The organism is Pseudomonas sp. SDI (genome assembly GCF_003105155.1).
In the GTDB taxonomy this organism is placed as follows: Bacteria; Pseudomonadota; Gammaproteobacteria; order Pseudomonadales; family Pseudomonadaceae; genus Aquipseudomonas.
The window spans coordinates 148258-165254 of the sequence record NZ_QETK01000006.1 but is presented as its reverse complement, the minus strand read 5'-3'; the positions used below and the strand labels follow the sequence as shown (position 1 = coordinate 165254).

Here is a 16997-nt window from a genome sequence, read left to right as displayed (position 1 = left end):
AAATCAGCGCCAGCTCGGTTGCACCGGTTTGCGCCGCCCGCCCATGATCACCCAGCCGATCAGCACCAGCAGGCTTTCCACCAGCAGTGCCAGCAACATCGCGCAACCCAGCCCCCAGGCGATGGCCGCCGGCGCCAGCAGAATCTGGTAGCTATAACCGTTGAGGGTTTCTTCGCGCAGGTTGCTGTCGGCAGCCACCAGCACATGCCAGGTACGCGCCAGCCACGGCCCCTGCAGGATCGCCCACTCGCGCTCGAACAGGCGACTGCGGATCTGCAGGCTTTCGATACTGTTGGCGTCGCTGTTGAATACCGGGTCGTCGCTGGCGCGGTAATGCCGCACCAGCGCGTCGAGGTCGCCATTGAAGAAACGCTGTGCGGTCTGGGTGAAGCCCTTGAGGCCTTCGCGCGATTCCAGCAGGTGCGCTTCGACGCGCTGGCTGTAGGCGTTGATCAGGCCCGGGACCTGAACCCCAACCAGCAGGCCGAAAGTGAACAGCACTAACCGCAGGTAACCTCTGAACATGACGCCGTTCCTTAGCTTTGCTGACCCTGGGCGATACATTCGCCACGTCGCCACAGACCCCATTGGCCGGGCGCGTAACGCTGCCAGATCTCGTTTTCGGTCAGCGCCTCGGTAGCGATGACCGTGACCACGTCGTTCGGCGTGGTCTCGGCCTGGAAGTCGACGATCATGTCGACATCCTTGAGCCGGGCCGGGCCGAAGGGCGCGCGTCGGGTAATGTGTACCAGCTTGGTCGAACAGAAGCAGAACAGCCAGTCACCATCGCTCAGCAGGCAATTGAACACGCCCTTGCCGCGGTACTCGGCACAGGCCTGAACCAGCACCGGGAGCAATTGCTCGACCTCGACCGGCTCAGGGAATGCTTCGCGAATACGGTTGAGCAGGTCACAGAAGGCCGCCTCGCTGTCGGTGTCGCCAACCGGCCGATAGAAGCTGCGCGAACCCTCGAACTCGGCCATCTGGCCGTTATGCGCGAAGCACCAGTTGCGCCCCCACAGTTCGCGGACGAACGGGTGGGTATTGCTCAGGCAGACCTTGCCGACGTTGGCCTGGCGGATATGGCCGATGACCACCTCGCTCTTGATCGGGTAGCGCTGCACCAGGTTGGCGACTTCCGACTCGCAACTGGCCGCCGGGTCCTGGAACAGGCGCAGGCCGCGCCCTTCATAGAAGCCGATGCCCCAGCCGTCGCGGTGCGGGCCGGTGCGGCCACCGCGCTGCATCAGCCCAGTGAAACTGAAGACGATGTCGGTCGGCACGTTGGCGCTCATGCCCAGTAATTCACACATGGTCGCTCTCTCGCTGACGGGTCTGCTTACAGACGGGGTTCGAGGCGCTGGCGGCTGCCGCCGGCCGGGGCATCGGGAGGATCGTTGCGGTAGCGGTCACCGCTGTCGGCGGCGAACGGCTCGTCGGCCACGGCTTCGACTGCATCGCGCTGGGCAGCCATGGCGGCCCGTTCGCGGCGCTCGCGGGCACGCGTTTCCAGCGGCCAGCGGATCAGCACGAACAGGGCGTACAAGGCGAAGGCAATGATCCCGTACATCACCAGGTCGGAGACGGCACGCCAGACATTGCTGCCAACCTTGAACAGCAGGTCGAGGGCGGTAATCGCAACCGCCGGGGCGAACTTGTCCTTGACCGGGTCGATAATGGTCGGGGTCAGCAGCAGTACGGCCATCACCACCCGCAGCGGTTCGCGCAGCCAGCGCCACATCCAGCCGGTCAGGCGAAAGCCGACCCATAGGCAACCCAGGGCGGCCAGGGCGTAAAGGCCCCAGGCGAGCAGATAGTCGTTCTCGGTCATGGTGTCCGTGGCAAGCTAGGCAAATTGGCGCTTATGATAACGGCTTTTCAGCGCGCAGGCGCCCCCCAGCCAAGAGAACCCCGCATGCCCGTCACTGCCAATGCTCCCCGTGCCCCGCTCGCCCGCCAGGATCAAGGGGCGGACCCGTATGCCTGGCTCCAGCAACGCGACGCGCCCGAGGTGCTGGATTACCTGAAGGCCGAGAACGCCTATCAGGAAGCACAACTGGCCGACCAGACCGCACTGCGCGAGCAACTGTTCGAAGAGATCAAGGGGCGCATCCTCGAAACCGACCTGTCGCTGGCCTCGCCGTGGGGCCCGTACCTCTACTACACGCGTACCACCGCCGGTGACGAGTACCCGCGTCACTACCGCTGCCCGCGCCCGGCCGACGACTCGGCGACGGTCGATGAACAGCACGAGGAACTGCTGCTCGATCCGAACGTCCTGGCCAACGGCGGCTTCCTCAGCCTCGGCGCGTTCAGCGTCAGCCCCGACCATCGGCTGCTGGCCTACAGCCTGGACAGCAGCGGCGACGAGATCTACAGCCTGTACGTAAAGGACCTGGCCAGCGGCGCGCTGAGTGAGCTGCCGTTCGACGACTGCGACGGCAGCATGACCTGGGCCAACGACAGCCAGACGCTGTTCTTCGCCGAACTCGACGACACCCACCGCCCGTACAAGCTGCTGCGTCACCGCCTGGGCAGCGACGGTGCCGAGCAGGTGTTCGAAGAGCCGGACGGACGCTTCTTCCTGCATTGTTACCGCGCCAGCTCCGAGCGCCAGCTGATCCTGCTGCTCAACAGCAAGACCACCAGCGAAGCCTGGGTGCTCGACGCCGAGCATCCCGAACAGGCCTTCACCTGCCTGGCACCGCGGGTTGAAGACCACGAATACTTCCCCGACCACGGCCAGCTCGACGGGCAGTGGCGCTGGTTTATCCGTAGCAACCAGGACGGCATCAACTTCGCCCTGTACCACGCGCCGTCCGAGCAGGTACCCAGCCGCGAACAGTGGCAAGTGCTGGTGCCGCACCGCGAGCAGGTGATGCTCGAAGGCGTGACCCTCAATGCCTCGGCCCTGACCCTGAGCCTGCGCGAAGGCGGCCTGCCAATCATCGAAGTGCACCCGCAGGGCCTGGCGGCCTACCGCGTCGAACTGCCGGACGCAGCCTACAGCCTGTACGTGTCGGACAGCCTGGAGTTCGCCAGCGGCCGCATCCGCCTGCGCTACGAAGCGCTGAACCGCCCGGCACAGGTGCGCCAGTTGAGCCTGGCCAGTGGCGAGCAGGCGGTGCTCAAGCAAACCCCGGTACTCGGCCCGTTCGATGCCGACGCCTATGTCAGCCAGCGCCTGTGGGCGACTGCCGCCGATGGCACGCAGGTGCCGATCAGCCTGGTGCAGCGCCGTGAAGACCAGGGCAAGACGGTGCCACTGTACCTGTATGGCTACGGCGCCTACGGCGAAAGCCTCGACCCGTGGTTCTCGCATGCTCGGCTGAGCCTGCTGGAGCGCGGCGTGGCCTTCGCCATCGCCCATGTGCGCGGCGGTGGCGAACTCGGCGAAGCCTGGTACCGCGCCGGCAAGCAGGAGCACAAGGGCAACACCTTCAGCGATTTCATCGCCTGTGCCGAACACCTGATCGCCCAGGGTGTGACCCGCGCCGAGCAACTGGTGATCAGCGGCGGCAGTGCTGGCGGCCTGTTGATCGGCGCGGTGCTGAACCAGCGCCCGGCGCTGTTCAAGGCGGCGATTGCCGAAGTGCCGTTCGTCGACGTGCTCAACACCATGCTCGACCCGGAGCTGCCGCTGACCGTCACCGAATACGACGAGTGGGGCAACCCCGAGGACCCGGAGGTCTACGCGCGGATCAAGGCCTACGCGCCGTATGAGAACGTGCAGGCCCAGGCCTACCCTGCCCTGCTGGTAGTGGCGGGCTACAACGACAGCCGCGTGCAGTACTGGGAAGCGGCGAAGTGGGTAGCCAAGCTACGGGTGACCAAGACCGACGACAACCTGTTGCTGCTCAAGACCGAACTGGGCGCCGGGCATGGCGGCATGAGCGGACGCTATCAGGGCTTGAAGGATGTGGCGCTGGAATACGGCTTTGTATTCAAGGTGCTGGGTTTGGTGTAAATCGGGATTTTTGCTGTCTGATCCATCGCTATCGCCGGCCTTGCCGGCGAAAAAGCAGACACCGCCCATCCCAAGAAAAAGACCGCCCCGAACCAGCAGCAGGTGGAAATCGCCATTCTGCGCAAGGGCCGCGCCTTTGGCGAGATGGCCGTGCTCGACGGCGAGCGCCTGCTGCTGCAGGTCTAGCTAGGGCCCTTTGGCCTTGTCCTTGCTGGCGTCCGGGGTCAACCCCGGCAAGGGCTGGTCTTTGGGCGGGTTGGGCAGCGGCATCGGCGGCAGCAACGGCGCGCCGGGCTTGCTGTCGCCAGCTTTGGGAATGCTCGTCGGCGCAACTTGCGGGTATGGCGTCGGCGTCGCTGTTCCCGGTGCACCGGGCATCGGCGCAATGGGCCGAGGCTGCAGATCGGCAGCCTCGACCAGGCTCAGTTTGGCGACACACAGCAGGGCAACTAGCACAGCACGCATAGACAGGCTCCTCAGGGGTCCTGGCCACAGGCTACTCCTTGCGCGGCGCGATTGCCTGTCCGAAATGCCCGGCATGGCGCTAAACTTCAGGGCATAACCGTAACAAGCCCAAGAAAGGTAATCCCATGAGTTCGGCATCTTCCGCCTCCGCCACCGCACGGCTCGACCGTATCCTTGCCGACGCCAAGCGCGACAAGGAAATGGGCTATCGCGACAAGGCCCTGAAAATGTACCCGCACGTCTGCGGGCGCTGTGCCCGCGAGTTCGCCGGCAAACGCCTGAGCGAGCTGACCGTACACCACCGCGATCACAACCACGACAACAACCCGCAGGACGGTTCCAACTGGGAACTGCTGTGCCTGTACTGCCACGACAACGAACACTCGCGCTACACCGACCAGCAATACTTCAGCGAAGGCTCGCTGAGCAGCCCGAGCGTGGCCAAGGCCACCCACAACCCGTTCGCCGGGCTGGCTGGGCTACTGAAGAAAGACTGAGCGCAAACGCCCCCACCGCTGCCGGCAAGCCCGTATAATCGCGTTTTTTTTTGCGAAGGGCCCCGGCACGTGGCGAACAAACGGTACAGCTGCATTGGTCTGTTCAACCCCAAGTCAGCGGAGAACGTCGGTTCGGTGATGCGCGCGGCGGGTTGCTACGGCGTCAACTCGGTGTTCTACACCGGCAAGCGCTACGAGCGCGCCCGCGACTTCGTCACCGACACCAAGCGCGTGCACTACGATATCCCGCTGATCGGCATCGACGACCTGCAAAAGATCATCCCGCTGGGCTGCACGCCGGTGGCGGTGGAACTGGTCGACGGCGCCCGGGCGCTGCCCGAATACACCCACCCGGACCGCGCGATCTACATTTTCGGCCCCGAAGACGGCTCGCTGGACGACGACGTGCGGGCCTGGTGCGAGGAAACCATCTACATCCCGACCAACGGCTGCATGAACCTCGCCGCCACCGTCAACGTCGTGCTCTACGACCGCATGGCCAAGGGCCTGAACACCCGCTCGGGGCCAAAATTCAAGTAACCGCCGCCGCGCGCGGGAACGGCGCGGCCGTTGCGGCGGTCTGCTGACTACCATTGCTTTCGACAGGAGAACGAGCATGCGCGAGAACACCCCGTTGATTCCAGGCGCCCCAGTGCAAAACAGCGCCGAGCACAACGTGCACGGCTGGGAACGTGCCGGCTCGGTCGCGACCGGCGTGCTCATGATCGGCAAGGGCCTGCGTAAGGGCGGTCTGTTCGGCCTGATCCAGGTGGCGATCGGTGGCATCGCCCTGGCCCGCGGTATCAGCGGCCACAGTTCGACAAAAAGCCTGCTGGAGCGCGGCCGCCAGGACCTCGATCAGATCCGCGTGAAAATCCAGCGCAGCGGCGCCGATCTGCAAGGACTCAAGGCCAGCGCCGAGCCGGCCCACGGCCCGCTGCAATCACCGAAATCCTAAACCGCGTCAGCGCAGCAGCTTGCTCTGCAGCACCTCGGATTCACGGCCCAGCACGCTTTCGCTGACCTGGATGAATTCCGCAGTAGTCACCTGCTTCAGGCGCATCAGCGCCTGGGTCACGTCGTCCAGCGAACGCTGGTTCTTGGTATGGATACGGATCTCGCGGTCCAGCGCCTGTAGCAGCAGCACGGCACGCGCCACCACCGCCGCATTGACCTGCTCGCCGCGCAGGCTGGCAACGTTGCCGCCCTCCTTGGCCAGGCGCTGCTGCAGCGCCTGATAGCGCTCGTCGGTGATCCCTCCGGCACGCTGCAGCAGTTCCAGCGCGTAATACTCGGCCAGGCCTTCGCCGATCCAGTCGCTGCGCTCCCTGTCGTTGATCTGCGCGAATACCCGCACCAGCTCGCGCAGCAGTGGGCTGCTGCCGTCTTCGTTGATCAGTGGGCGGGCGCTGTTGAGAAAGATCGACTGGTTCGCTGCCCGCGCGCCGCGCCAGAGCTGGTCGTGTGCGCCAACCAGCAGCAGTTTCGGCGGATGACGCGGGAACACCGCCTGCACCTGCGGCCAGACAAAGGTCAGCAGGGTCAGGGTGTCCATCCGTCGCAAGCCCTGGCCTTGCGGCGCGCTGATGCTCACGTCGGTTGCGCCCAGGCGCAGGCGGCGGCTGCCGAGGTTGCCGGCAAGCATCCAGCCGGTCGGCCGGTCGAACAGGCGCGAGACGTTATCGATACGAAAGCGTTGCTTGCCAATCCGCGGCCAGGCGGTTTCGATGCTCTTCCAGCCTTTGGGCAACTCCACGCTCAAACGTGCCACCAGCTCGGTACCATCCTGCTGGTCGAGATGGGCGGCCGGCACCAACTGGTCACCCCGAAACAGTGCCCAGTTCGGCGTAATGCGGCTGTCATAGGTGGCGTTCTTCAACTGATGATTGAGCTGCACGCGGTAGCTGAGGTTGGCCTTGCCGGCTGCCGGCTGCCAGCGCCCGCGCTGGCCATCGGCCTGCAACTGCCACGGGCCGTCGGCGTGGAAATCACTGTAGGCGCCGTCCTTGCCCAAGTCGAAATCCAGGCTGCGCACGGCGGCGCCGTCGCCCAGGGTCAGGCGCACTTCGGCCTGGCCGCTTTGCGGCACTAGGCGCACGTGATAGTCCAGATCGACCTTCCTGGCCCAGGCCGGGCTGCTCGCCAGCACCAACAACCACACCAGGTGGCGACGCATACGCATAACCCACTCCTTGTTCTACCGCCTGACACCGGCCGGGATGCCTCAGCTGGCACGGAAAATCAGATAGTCTTCCCAGTCGTCCTCGTCGACACTGTCTTCGCTGAGCATGCGCCCGGACTGGGAGATCCGCTGCGTGTGCACTTGCTCGCGATCACCGCAGACCAGGTGATGCCAGCTCGGCAGCTCCTTGCCTTCGCTGACCAGCCGATAACCGCAGGTGGGCGGCAGCCATTTGAACTGGTCGGCCTTGCCCGGAGTGAGCTGGATACAGTCGGGTACATGCTTGAAACGGTTCGGGTAATCGCTGCACTGGCAGGTAGTGAGGTCGAGCAGTTTGCAGGCAATGCGCGTGTAGTAAACGCTGTTGTCGTCTTCGTCTTCAAGCTTTTGCAGGCAGCACAGGCCACAGCCGTCGCACAGCGCCTCCCACTCCTGCGGGTCGAGCTGCTCGAGCGTCTTGCGGGTCCAGAAGGGGTCGGCGGCGGCAAGCATGTAACGGGTGTCCTGTTTCAATTCGTGTGGTCCGATACGGCGGCGCCAGTCTAGGGCGTGCGCCCGGGCTTTGCCAGACCGCTTGTCAGCGGTGGGTGCGACACAGTAGTTTTGCACCCCTCCCGTTGTTCAACTCCAGTCAGGAACCCGCCATGAGCGCCAATCCTCGCGTTGCCGAATATGCTATCGACGATCAGTTCATCAAGCGCTGGTCACCACGGGCGTTTACCGCCGAGCCGATCGCCGAAGAAACCCTGCTGAGCTTCCTTGAAGCGGCACGCTGGGCACCGTCGGCGTACAACTCGCAACCCTGGCGCTTCCTCTACGCCCGCCGCGACACGCCAAACTGGCAGCGTTACCTGGGCCTGCTCAACGAGTTCAACCGCAGTTGGGCGCAACAGGCCTCGGCCCTAGTGATCATCGTCTCGAAAACTACCTTCACCGCGCCTGGCGCCAGCGAAGAAACCCCGGCCCTGTGGCACACCTTCGACACCGGTTCGGCCTGGGGCCACCTGGCGTTGCAGGCGAGCCTGAGCGGCTGGCATACCCACGGCATGGCCGGGTTCGATCAGGCCCTGACCCGCCAGGAACTGAAGATTCCCGAGGAATACGCGCTGCATGCGGTGGTGGCGATTGGCAAGCTGGGCGACAAGGCCAGCCTCGCCGAAGGCCTGCAGGCCCGTGAAATGCCAAGCCCGCGTCGGCCGCTGAGCGAGCTGGCGGCAGAGGGTGATTTCAGCCTGTAAGGGGTTGCCCATCGCGGGACGAGCCCGCTCCCACCGTTATTCTGGGAGCGGGCTCGCGCCGTAATGCTTTTTAGTAGCCGCGCAGAAAATCCACTTCCCCACGCAATTCGCCAGCTGCCTCGAACGCCCGCAGATTCTCGACAAACAAACGCACCATCGCCGTCGGCGAGGTGGGCGCCGAGCTGTGTCCGGTCAGCAGCAACCCCCAGGCGGTCCAGAACGGATGGCGCTGCGGCAACGGCTCCTGCCGGCACACATCGATCACCGCACCGGCCAGGTGCCCGGCCTTCAGCGCCTCGACCAGATCGCCGTCGACCACCGCTACCCCACGCCCGGCATTGATGAACAAGGCGTCGGGGTTGAAGCGGGCGAACATCGACGCATCGTAGATATCGCGGGTGGCGGGGGTATCCGGCAACAGGTTGAGCACATAGTCGACCTCGCCCACCAGACGGCCCAGCTCATCAAGCCCGGCCACCTCGATGAACGGCGCCTGCTCGCGTGCCGAACTGGCAATGCCGTACAGTTTCACGCCGAACGGTACGAGGAACTCGGCCACCTGCTGGCCAATATCGCCGGTACCGACGATCAGCACCCGTCGTCCTTCCAGCGAACGCCCCGGGCGTCCGTCCCATTTGCGCTCGACCTGGCTCACCAGGCGTGCCAGCACCTCGCGCTCATGCCCGAGCATGTAGGTGAGCACATATTCGGCCATCACCTGGCCGAAGATGCCCACGGCACGGGTCAAACGATAATCACGCGGCAAGCCGTCGGCCAGCAACGGCGTGATCCCGGCCCAGGTCGACTGCAACCAGCGGGCCTGATGGCCCTGACGCAACAGCGTCGCCAGCAGGTCCGGTTGACCCAGCCAGACCGGACAATCGGCCGCCAGGCGCGACAGTTCGGCGGAGTCGCCGCTGGTCAGCACCTCCAGGTCCGGGGCCGCCGCGCGCAGCAGCGTGGCATAGAGGGCATGATCCTGTTCAGCGATCAGAACGCGCATGTTCATTACAACCTTGGCAGAAACGGCGACGGCGGCCAGGTCTACACACTGGCCGCAGGTCGCGGGGAACGGGGGGGCGGGATTACATCGGGTCGTTGCGGCGCAACAGCTCTTCCGGCAAATGTTCGATGTACTCATCCTCGGCAGGCGGCATCTGCAGGTGATACCCCTGCTGTTCAAGGTTGTCCAGGACCTTGACGATGTCTTCGCGGGCCAGCGTGCGCTGCGGGGTCAGCACCAGGTCGAAGGCATGCAGCGGCGTGCCGAAGAATGGCAGCAGTGCCTCGGGCACGCGCTCCAGGCCATCGGCCTTGAGCACATACAGGTACATTTCGTTCTTGCGCGGGCTCTTGTAGATCGAGCAGATTTTTTTCATGACGGTGCTCCGGCACTGGCGAGACTGTCGAGCAGTGCCTGGCCCATACGCTCGCGACGCCAGCCACGCAGCGAATCGGGCAGTTGATAAGGCCCATCGGGGTAACCACTCTTGAGCAGCGCCTCGAGGGTTTTCTTGCGCAGCATCAGCTCTGGGGCGATGTTCAGCCGTTCGGCTTCGGCCTGGCCGATGGCGCGCAGTTGCTTGAGCACGGCCGACGCCTCGATCGGCAGCGGCTCGGGCAGCGCTGGTGGCCATTCGCTGGCCGGCAGGCTGGCAGCCTGCTTGATCAGCCCGAGCAGGAACTCGCCGTCCTGACGGATGGTGCGCGGGTGCATGTCTTCGATCTTGGCCAGGGCCGAGAGATTGTTCGGTTGGGTCCGGGCCATTGGCCACAGGGCATTCTCGCGCACGATGCGGTTGCGCGGCAGATCGCGGCTGCGCGCTTCGCGCTCGCGCCAGGCACACAGCTCACGCAATACCGCCAACTGCGCGCGGGAGAGCTTCCAGGCCAGCTTGGCATCGCGGTACAGCTCGTACGGATCGATTTCCCGGCGCAGTTGCGCAACCAGTTCGGCACCGTCTTCGAGCACCCAGTCGTTCTTCTCGTCCGACAGTTGCTCGCGCAGGCGTAGGTAGACTTCGGCCAGGTGCACGGCGTCTTCGGCGGCATAACTGACCTGGGTTTCCGACAGCGGCCGCTGCAGCCAGTCGGAGCGGGTTTCGCCCTTGGGCAGTTCGATGCCGAGCACGTCCTGCACCAGCCGCGAATAGCCCATGGAGAAGCCGAGGTTCAGGTAGCCGGCGGCCAGTTGCGTATCGAACAGCGGCGCCGGCAGGCTGCCGGTCAGGCGCAGCAGCACTTCGAGGTCTTCGCTGCAGGCGTGCAGCACCTTGATCACGTTGCGGTCTTCGAGCAGGTCGGCCAGCGGCTGCCATGCCGAGACCCGCAAAGGGTCGATCAGGTAGGCTCGCACTCCGTCGCCGACCTGGATCAAACCGGCTTTCGGATAAAAAGTGTCGACGCGCATGAACTCGGTGTCCAGCGCTACGTAAGGCAGTGTCCGCCACTGCTGGCAATGTTCGGCCAGACTGTGATCGTCGCAAATCCAGTGTATTTCGATAGCCACATGGCTCTCCCACAAACAATGGCGCGCAGTATATACGGCACAGGCCACCGTCGGGAAACCGCTCGACAGGGGCCCGCGCCGCCGCTTCAGCGGGCGGCCTGAGCCGGGCGGCAAGCCGCGAACAGGTCCAGTCGCGGGTTGTAGACCTGGGTCTGGACCTGGAGCAGGCCAAGCATCGAGTGGAACAGGTTGTCCTGGCTCAGGGGCTGGCTGCTCGACTGCTTCAGGCAGTCGCCATCCACAGCGTAGGCGCGTTTGTAGTTGTCGGAGAACCACGCCAGCATCGGCACGTGCTTCTGTTGCTCGGGAGCGAGCATGTAAGGCGTGCCGTGCAGGAACAGGTTGTACTCGCCCAGCGATTCGCCATGGTCGGACAGGTACAGCATGGCCGTGTCCACTTCACCCTGCTTGCTGCGCAGAATGTCGATCAGCGAGGCCAGCACATGGTCGGTGTAGAGCAGCGTGTTGTTGTAGGCATTGACAATGCTTTCCTCGCTGCACTGGTTCAGGGCATTGCTGCGGCACACTGGAGTAAAGCGCTCGAACGCCGGCGGATAGCGCTTGTAGTAGTCCGGGCCATGGCTGCCCATCTGGTGCAGCACCAGCACGGTGTCCTGCTGCAGGTTATCGATGAACGACGCCAGGCCTTGCAGCAGGATCTCGTCATGGCATTCGCTGTCGGCGCACAGCGCCGGGTCCTTGAGGTTGCTGACGTTTTCGAAGGCGACCCGATCGCAGGTGCCCTTGCAGCCGGACTGGTTGTCTTTCCAGCGCACCTCGATGCCCGCGCGCTTGAGCACATCGAGCAGGCCTTCCTGGGTTTTCGCGGTGGCGGCGTCGTAGTCCTTGCGGGACAGGTTGGAGAACATGCAGGGCACCGACACCGCGGTTTCGGTGCCGCAGGAATGCACGTCGGCGAAGCTGATCAACCCGGCCTCCTTGCTCAGTTCCGGGTTGGTCGGTTGCGGATAACCGAGCAGGCCAAAGTTCTCGGCCCGCGCACTCTCGCCGATCACCAGCACGGTCAGCGACTTGCGTGCATGTTGCAGGGCAGCCGGGGCGCGCACGGCATCGGTGCCGATCGGCCGCAGGGGCTGGTTGGCCACCCCGGCCTGCTCGCGGGCATAGGCAATCGAGGCGCCGATGTAGTTACTCGGCACGACCAGCAGACGCAGTTCATGGTGGTTGCGGAACAGTGACGCCAGGCCCTGATAATTGACCAGCGCCACCGCACCGAGAACGGCCATACAGGCCACCCCGACCAGCAACTTGCTGAGCAACTCGCGGTGCCAGGCACGATAACGAATAGGCGTTTTATAAACGATGAGCGCCGGCACAACACCGAGCAGCAGGAGATACAGTGCCAACTTCAGCGACAGCAAGTCGCGCACTTCCGTGGCGTTGGTTTCCAGCGCATTGCGCAACATGCCGATATCGATCAGTACGCCATATTGGCTCATGAAGTAGGCAACACCGGCACTGATCAGGAACAGCGTTGCCAATAGTGGCTTGAGTAGCGGCCGGAACGCCAGCAGCGTCAGGATCAGATTGAACGCACAAAGCAGCAAGAGGCCAAATGCCAGGCGCAATAAAAGCCCCTGGCCATCACTGGGGAGAATACTGAAGACGTGCTGCCAGAGTGCACCATTAAAGCCGACTAGCAAGAACAGACTGGCAAACAACGTGACCCATTCAGCCCGCAGCGGCTTTAACTTGAACATGATGATTGGCGATTCCTGAACCCAAATTAATGTCGTTGCGACACTGTCGTAAACCGGGCCGACTCTAGGCAGATCGCCATCAATTTTTCGTGAAAAAGTTGCCAACAAACTATTGTTTTGCCAGCTGTTGCATGAAGAATATTTTTGGTTCAGCGAGCCGGGCACCTGATGTGCCCGGCTCGCCATGGCGGATCAGCCTGGAATGTGGGCTTTGGCGTAGGAATCGCGATCGATATCGAGAATCTCGGCGCACAGTTGCAGGTCGATACCTTCGGGCGCCTTGACCGTGTCCTTCAATACGTCCAGCAGACCGGCCGACAATTGCCGCTTGACCTCCGCCGAGCGACCGCTGAGCAGTGCCAGCTTGACGTGCACGAAGGCACGCGGCAGGGGTGCCACGCCGACGCGGAAATGGTCCTCGTCGAAGCAGACGGCGCGACTTTTGATATCCAGTTCGTTGTCGAACTGGCCACTGGCAACCAGGGCGTGATTCAGGCGCAGCAGCACCTTGTCGACTTCCAGTTCGTTCAGGTTGTTGCTGTGTTCCAGGTGCAAGTGCGGCATGTGCTTCAGACCTTGGGCAATAAAGGTAGCGACAGACTACCGCAGCAGCCGAAGCTGGCAAAGGCGGCTATCCTCAAGGTGAATCACGCCCCCGACCATGTACCAGGAGAGGTGAGGAAATGCCGGTTAAGCACGATTTGTTCGCAGACCTGCACGTCAGCAAAGAGGTCTTCGAGAAGAAAAAGGAGGCCGATCCACGGCTGAGTCAGTTGTACGACAAGTACCTGGCCAAGGACAGCGAGGTGCTCAAGGCGGAGGACAGTGCCGCTGCCGATGAGGTGGTGAATCGGCTTCGCGTCGAACGCCTGAAGCTCAAGGACGATATCAGCGATCATCTGAAACCTTAAAAGCATCGCGGGCGAGCCCGTTCCCACATAGGCACTACCGTACGTTGTGGGAGCGGGCTCGTCCCGCGATGCATTCAACCCGGTCTCAAATCTCGACTTGAGTCCCTAATTCAATCACCCGGTTCAACGGCAGGTTGAAGAAACGCAGACTGCCGTTGGCATTTTTCAACATGAACGCGAACAAGGCCCCACGCCAGCGCGTCATGCCCACCAGCCGCGACGCGATCACCGTCTCCCGGCTGAGGAAATAAGTGGTGCGCATCGGGCTGAAGTCCAGCTCGTCGAGGTGGCAGAGCTTCAGCGCCGCCGGCACATCCGGCTCATCCATGAAACCGAAGTGCAGCAACACCCGGTAGAAACCATCGCCATAGCCCTCGACCTCAAAACGCCGCTGCGCCGGCACCCGCGGTGTGTCTTCGCTGACCACCGTCAGCAGCACCACCTGCTTGTGCAGCACCTGGTTGTGCAACATGTTGTGCAACAACGCATGCGGCACGGCGTCGGGCCGCGCCGTTAGAAATACCGCCGTGCCCTCGACCCGGTGCGGCGGCTGCATGCGAATGCTGCTGATAAACAGCGGTAACGGCAGGCTGCCTTCATCCAGACGTTCGACCAGAATCTGCTTGCCGCGCTTCCAGGTGCTCATCAGCACGAACAACAACACCCCGGCCAGCACCGGGAAGGCCCCACCCTGCACCACCTTGGGCACGTTGGCGGCAAAAAACAGGCTATCGACCAAGAGAAAGCCGAGCAGGATCGGCACCGCCAGCAGCGGCGGCCACTTCCACAGCAGGAGGATCACCGCCGACACCAGCAGGGTGGTGATCAGCATGGTTCCGGTCACCGCCACACCATAGGCCGAGGCCAGTGCCCCGGAGGACTCGAAGCCAAGCACCAGCAGGATCACCCCGGCCATCAGCGACCAGTTCACCGCCCCAATATAGATTTGCCCCTGCTCATCACTGGAGGTGTGCTGGATCTGCATGCGCGGAATGTAACCGAGCAGGATCGCCTGGCGGGTCAGGGAGAATGCCCCGGAAATCACCGCCTGCGAGGCGATCACCGTGGCCAGGGTCGCCAGCCCCACCAGCGGGATCAGCGCCCAGCCTGGCGCCAGCAGGTAGAACGGATTGCGCGCCGCCTCGGGGTTTTCCAGCAGCAAGGCGCCCTGGCCGAAGTAATTGAGCACCAGCGCCGGCAACACTAGGGCGAACCAGGCCCGGGCTATCGGCTTGCGGCCGAAGTGGCCCATGTCGGCGTACAGCGCCTCGGCGCCGGTCAGCGCCAGCACCACCGCACCCAGAATCGCCACGCCCATGCCGGGGTGCACAATAAAGAAGCGCACCGCCCACAGCGGGTTCAGCGCACCCAGAACCTCGGGGCGCTGGACGATGCCGTGCACGCCCAATGCCGCCAGCACCAGGAACCAGGTCACCATCACCGGTCCGAAGAGGATGCCGATACGTGCCGTGCCATGCTTCTGGATCAGGAACAAACCGACCAGCACGATCAGCGCCACCGGGATGACCCAGTGCTCGATGCCGTCGAAGGCCAGCTCCATCCCCTCCACCGCCGACAGCACGGAAATCGCCGGGGTGATCATGCTGTCGCCATAGAACAGCGCCGCGCCGAACAGGCCGAACACCACCAGCAACGTACGCAATTTCGGATAAGGCGCCGCCGCGCGGGTGGCCAGCGCCGTCAGGGCCATGATGCCGCCCTCGCCCTGGTTGTCGGCGCGCAGGATAAACAGCACGTATTTGATCGACACCACCCAGATCAACGACCACAGGATCAGCGCCAGGATGCCAAGCACCCCGTCATGATTGACCGGTACGCCGTAGCCGCCGGAAAACACTTCCTTGAGGGTATACAAGGGGCTGGTACCAATATCGCCGTACACCACCCCGACCGCTGCCACCAGCAGGCTGAGCGGCTTTGCCGCCGAATGCCCGGTGTCGGCCTGACTGCTTGCCTGAACCATCTACCACTCCCGCGACCAGGCCCCGTGGGCCGGTGAAATTCACGCCAGGCGCTATCATTGCCGCTACCGGCCGGACTCTGTCGCCAGTGTCTGCAGATGCACTGGCCCGACGCTGCGAAGCATAGCGCAGCGTTCGTCGTATTTCTGCTAGTCAAGCGCGTTGGCGGCCGCTAGAATTGCGCACTTTTTGATCAGAGGCGCCTGAAGGCGTCCGTCAGGGCTGCCACCTTTGCGTGTCCGTCAGCCCCTCTACACCGAGGTTAGCCATGTCCACCACTCCAACGCCTACCACGCCAAAGGTCGGCTTCGTTTCCCTGGGTTGCCCCAAAGATATTTAAGATATACTTTTTGGCAAACTGCGATGCCCTGAACAGCGGAGAGTGAATCGCCTACATTTATACAACCCCTTCCCCTCCCCCAACGCCCAGAGACTCCCCCTCGGTGGAGGCAAGCGGTTGGCTGCCGAATGTAAGAAATCACCTACAAGACTTCAGGAAAGCTCTACTAGCCAATCTACTGCCGAAGATGTGACGCTTTGCTCACAGTGCGCCAAAGGCTGGCTACACGACCATAAAGAGACTGAGCTATGCGGGCTATGAACCCACCGAAAAACACTGTACATTCATACAGACTGTTAAAAAGATCAGTGTACAGCGTACTACCCACATGTCATTCTTGGGTTGACGGACTTGTCAATGGCTTTAATCACTGGTATTGGAGCCATGAAACAAACGTCAAAAAAATTGCGCATTTACAGGCTAACCTGTAGAATGCGCGCGCCTTTTTTCTGACATCGGACTATTAATGTGAATCGTATGCTCAAGAATATTCTCTCTGGCATCGGGTCCGTTTTGGTGCTTTGCCCAGCTCAAGGCTATAGCCACTATCGTGGCCAAGGATCCGAACTGGCACAAACTGATTACGAGGCACTGCAGCAGGACGTGCAGGTGATTGGTCGTGACTTCTATAAAGCAGCAGAGCAAGGCAGCCAGCGTGTCGCAGAAGCCAAAGAACGTAACGCCGAGCAAATCTGATACTCGTCAAGAACCACGCGAGGGGGTTATTGAGCGCGAGAAAAGGCAAACTGCCGTGGTAGCCAAGAGTTTTCAAGGCCCCCTACCTCCCCCCGCGCTTCTGCAAGAATACGATGCTGTAGTCCCAGGACTCGCTAAAGAAATTGTCCAATGGACAACCAGCCAAACAGCTCATCGACAAGGCATTGAAGATCGAGCGATGTCGATCGATGAGAAGATGTCCACTTGGTACGTTGTGGAAGTCCTCCTAGGCCAGTTGTTTGCTCTCATCATCGCGCTGACTGTGATCGGAGCAGTCGTATATCTGGCGACTCAGGGTCGAGAGGTCGCAGCAGGGGTCTTGGGAACTGTAGGATTTGGCGGGATCGTCGCTGCTTTTATCACAGGACGTAGAAAACGCACGCCAAGCGAAAGCAACGAAAAACCTGAGCCCCCTCCTCCTGCCAGCAAAAAGAAGTGATGCAAAGCCCGCACTAAGCGGGCTTTTTG

At 62.8% G+C, this 16997-nt stretch carries 20 protein-coding genes and 1 pseudogene; 9 read left to right on the top strand and 12 right to left on the bottom strand.

Annotation, left to right across the window (positions count from 1 at the left end; translation table 11 throughout):
• Positions 1 to 3 precede the first annotated feature (3 nt).
• The 3 genes from DCO48_RS06040 to DCO48_RS06030 are packed head-to-tail and all read right to left on the bottom strand — an operon-like array spanning position 4 to position 1831.
• The gene (locus tag DCO48_RS06040) at positions 4 to 525 is read right to left on the bottom strand and encodes a DUF2937 family protein (protein ID WP_116549705.1); all 522 of its coding nucleotides are present in this window, start codon (positions 523 to 525) and stop codon (positions 4 to 6) included.
• Positions 526 to 536: 11 nt separating this feature from the next.
• A complete protein-coding gene (locus DCO48_RS06035; RefSeq protein ID WP_116549704.1) occupies positions 537 to 1313 on the bottom strand; it encodes a class II glutamine amidotransferase in 777 nt (258 codons plus the stop codon).
• Positions 1314 to 1339: 26 nt separating this feature from the next.
• Positions 1340 to 1831, bottom strand: coding sequence for an MFS transporter (locus tag DCO48_RS06030; RefSeq protein WP_116549703.1), 492 nt, complete (start codon positions 1829 to 1831; stop codon positions 1340 to 1342).
• A gap of 84 nt (positions 1832 to 1915) precedes the next feature.
• Between DCO48_RS06030 and DCO48_RS06025 the strand changes: the two genes are divergently transcribed.
• Positions 1916 to 3967: a S9 family peptidase gene (locus DCO48_RS06025; RefSeq protein WP_116549702.1), complete on the top strand. Its 2052-nt coding sequence runs from the start codon at positions 1916 to 1918 to the stop codon at positions 3965 to 3967.
• A gap of 84 nt (positions 3968 to 4051) precedes the next feature.
• Positions 4052 to 4135, top strand: a pseudogene (locus tag DCO48_RS06020) (cyclic nucleotide-binding domain-containing protein); the annotation flags it as partial.
• Between the two features lie 18 nt (positions 4136 to 4153).
• Here DCO48_RS06020 and DCO48_RS06015 read toward each other — a convergent pair.
• A complete protein-coding gene (locus tag DCO48_RS06015; RefSeq protein ID WP_116549701.1) occupies positions 4154 to 4432 on the bottom strand; it encodes a hypothetical protein in 279 nt (92 codons plus the stop codon).
• A gap of 125 nt (positions 4433 to 4557) precedes the next feature.
• On the opposite strand from DCO48_RS06015, the gene DCO48_RS06010 reads away from it, so the two are divergent.
• The 3 genes from DCO48_RS06010 (at position 4558) to DCO48_RS06000 (ending at position 5887) form a co-directional block, all read left to right on the top strand.
• Positions 4558 to 4929: a YajD family HNH nuclease gene (locus DCO48_RS06010; RefSeq protein WP_116549700.1), complete on the top strand. Its 372-nt coding sequence runs from the start codon at positions 4558 to 4560 to the stop codon at positions 4927 to 4929.
• Positions 4930 to 4998: 69 nt separating this feature from the next.
• Entirely contained in the window at positions 4999 to 5469 is a 471-nt protein-coding gene (locus DCO48_RS06005; protein WP_116549699.1) for an RNA methyltransferase, read from the top strand.
• A gap of 76 nt (positions 5470 to 5545) precedes the next feature.
• Positions 5546 to 5887 (top strand): DUF2892 domain-containing protein, encoded by a 342-nt coding sequence (locus DCO48_RS06000; protein WP_116549698.1) that lies wholly within the window; start codon positions 5546 to 5548, stop codon positions 5885 to 5887.
• Between the two features lie 6 nt (positions 5888 to 5893).
• On the opposite strand, the gene DCO48_RS05995 is transcribed toward DCO48_RS06000, so the two are convergent.
• The gene (locus DCO48_RS05995; RefSeq protein ID WP_116549725.1) at positions 5894 to 7105 is read right to left on the bottom strand and encodes a hypothetical protein; all 1212 of its coding nucleotides are present in this window, start codon (positions 7103 to 7105) and stop codon (positions 5894 to 5896) included.
• Positions 7106 to 7153: 48 nt separating this feature from the next.
• Positions 7154 to 7603: a YcgN family cysteine cluster protein gene (locus DCO48_RS05990; protein ID WP_116549697.1), complete on the bottom strand. Its 450-nt coding sequence runs from the start codon at positions 7601 to 7603 to the stop codon at positions 7154 to 7156.
• 152 nt (positions 7604 to 7755) lie between these two features.
• Here DCO48_RS05990 and DCO48_RS05985 point away from each other — a divergent pair, with 152 nt between their 5' ends.
• Positions 7756 to 8349: a nitroreductase family protein gene (locus DCO48_RS05985; RefSeq protein WP_116549696.1), complete on the top strand. Its 594-nt coding sequence runs from the start codon at positions 7756 to 7758 to the stop codon at positions 8347 to 8349.
• 70 nt (positions 8350 to 8419) lie between these two features.
• On the opposite strand, the gene DCO48_RS05980 is transcribed toward DCO48_RS05985, so the two are convergent.
• The 5 genes from DCO48_RS05980 to DCO48_RS05960 form a co-directional block, all read right to left on the bottom strand.
• Entirely contained in the window at positions 8420 to 9352 is a 933-nt protein-coding gene (locus DCO48_RS05980; RefSeq protein WP_116549724.1) for a D-2-hydroxyacid dehydrogenase, read from the bottom strand.
• 82 nt (positions 9353 to 9434) lie between these two features.
• Positions 9435 to 9728 carry a YcgL domain-containing protein gene (locus DCO48_RS05975; RefSeq protein WP_116549695.1) on the bottom strand — a complete coding sequence of 98 codons (294 nt, stop codon included), beginning with the start codon at positions 9726 to 9728 and terminating at the stop codon, positions 9435 to 9437.
• Entirely contained in the window at positions 9725 to 10858 is a 1134-nt protein-coding gene (gene rnd, locus DCO48_RS05970) for a ribonuclease D (RefSeq protein ID WP_116549694.1), read from the bottom strand. Before rnd ends, DCO48_RS05975 begins: the two co-directional genes overlap by 4 nt.
• 86 nt (positions 10859 to 10944) lie before the next feature.
• The gene (locus tag DCO48_RS05965; RefSeq protein WP_116549693.1) at positions 10945 to 12579 is read right to left on the bottom strand and encodes a phosphoethanolamine transferase; all 1635 of its coding nucleotides are present in this window, start codon (positions 12577 to 12579) and stop codon (positions 10945 to 10947) included.
• A 192-nt stretch (positions 12580 to 12771) separates the two neighbouring features.
• On the bottom strand, positions 12772 to 13143 hold the full coding sequence (locus DCO48_RS05960; RefSeq protein ID WP_116549692.1) for a 5-carboxymethyl-2-hydroxymuconate Delta-isomerase: 372 nt from the start codon (positions 13141 to 13143) through the stop codon (positions 12772 to 12774).
• 119 nt (positions 13144 to 13262) lie between these two features.
• Between DCO48_RS05960 and DCO48_RS05955 the strand changes: the two genes are divergently transcribed.
• The gene (locus tag DCO48_RS05955; protein ID WP_116549691.1) at positions 13263 to 13490 is read left to right on the top strand and encodes a DUF465 domain-containing protein; all 228 of its coding nucleotides are present in this window, start codon (positions 13263 to 13265) and stop codon (positions 13488 to 13490) included.
• Positions 13491 to 13575: 85 nt separating this feature from the next.
• On the opposite strand, the gene DCO48_RS05950 is transcribed toward DCO48_RS05955, so the two are convergent.
• On the bottom strand, positions 13576 to 15474 hold the full coding sequence (locus DCO48_RS05950) for a potassium transporter Kup (protein ID WP_116549690.1): 1899 nt from the start codon (positions 15472 to 15474) through the stop codon (positions 13576 to 13578).
• Between the two features lie 815 nt (positions 15475 to 16289).
• Here DCO48_RS05950 and DCO48_RS05945 point away from each other — a divergent pair.
• Together DCO48_RS05945 and DCO48_RS05940 are read left to right on the top strand one after the other, a co-directional pair.
• Positions 16290 to 16508, top strand: a complete 219-nt coding sequence (locus tag DCO48_RS05945; RefSeq protein WP_116549689.1) for a hypothetical protein — start codon at positions 16290 to 16292, stop codon at positions 16506 to 16508.
• Positions 16468 to 16968: a DUF2335 domain-containing protein gene (locus DCO48_RS05940; protein WP_116549688.1), complete on the top strand. Its 501-nt coding sequence runs from the start codon at positions 16468 to 16470 to the stop codon at positions 16966 to 16968. Before DCO48_RS05945 ends, DCO48_RS05940 begins: the two co-directional genes overlap by 41 nt.
• Positions 16969 to 16997: the final 29 nt, after the last annotated feature.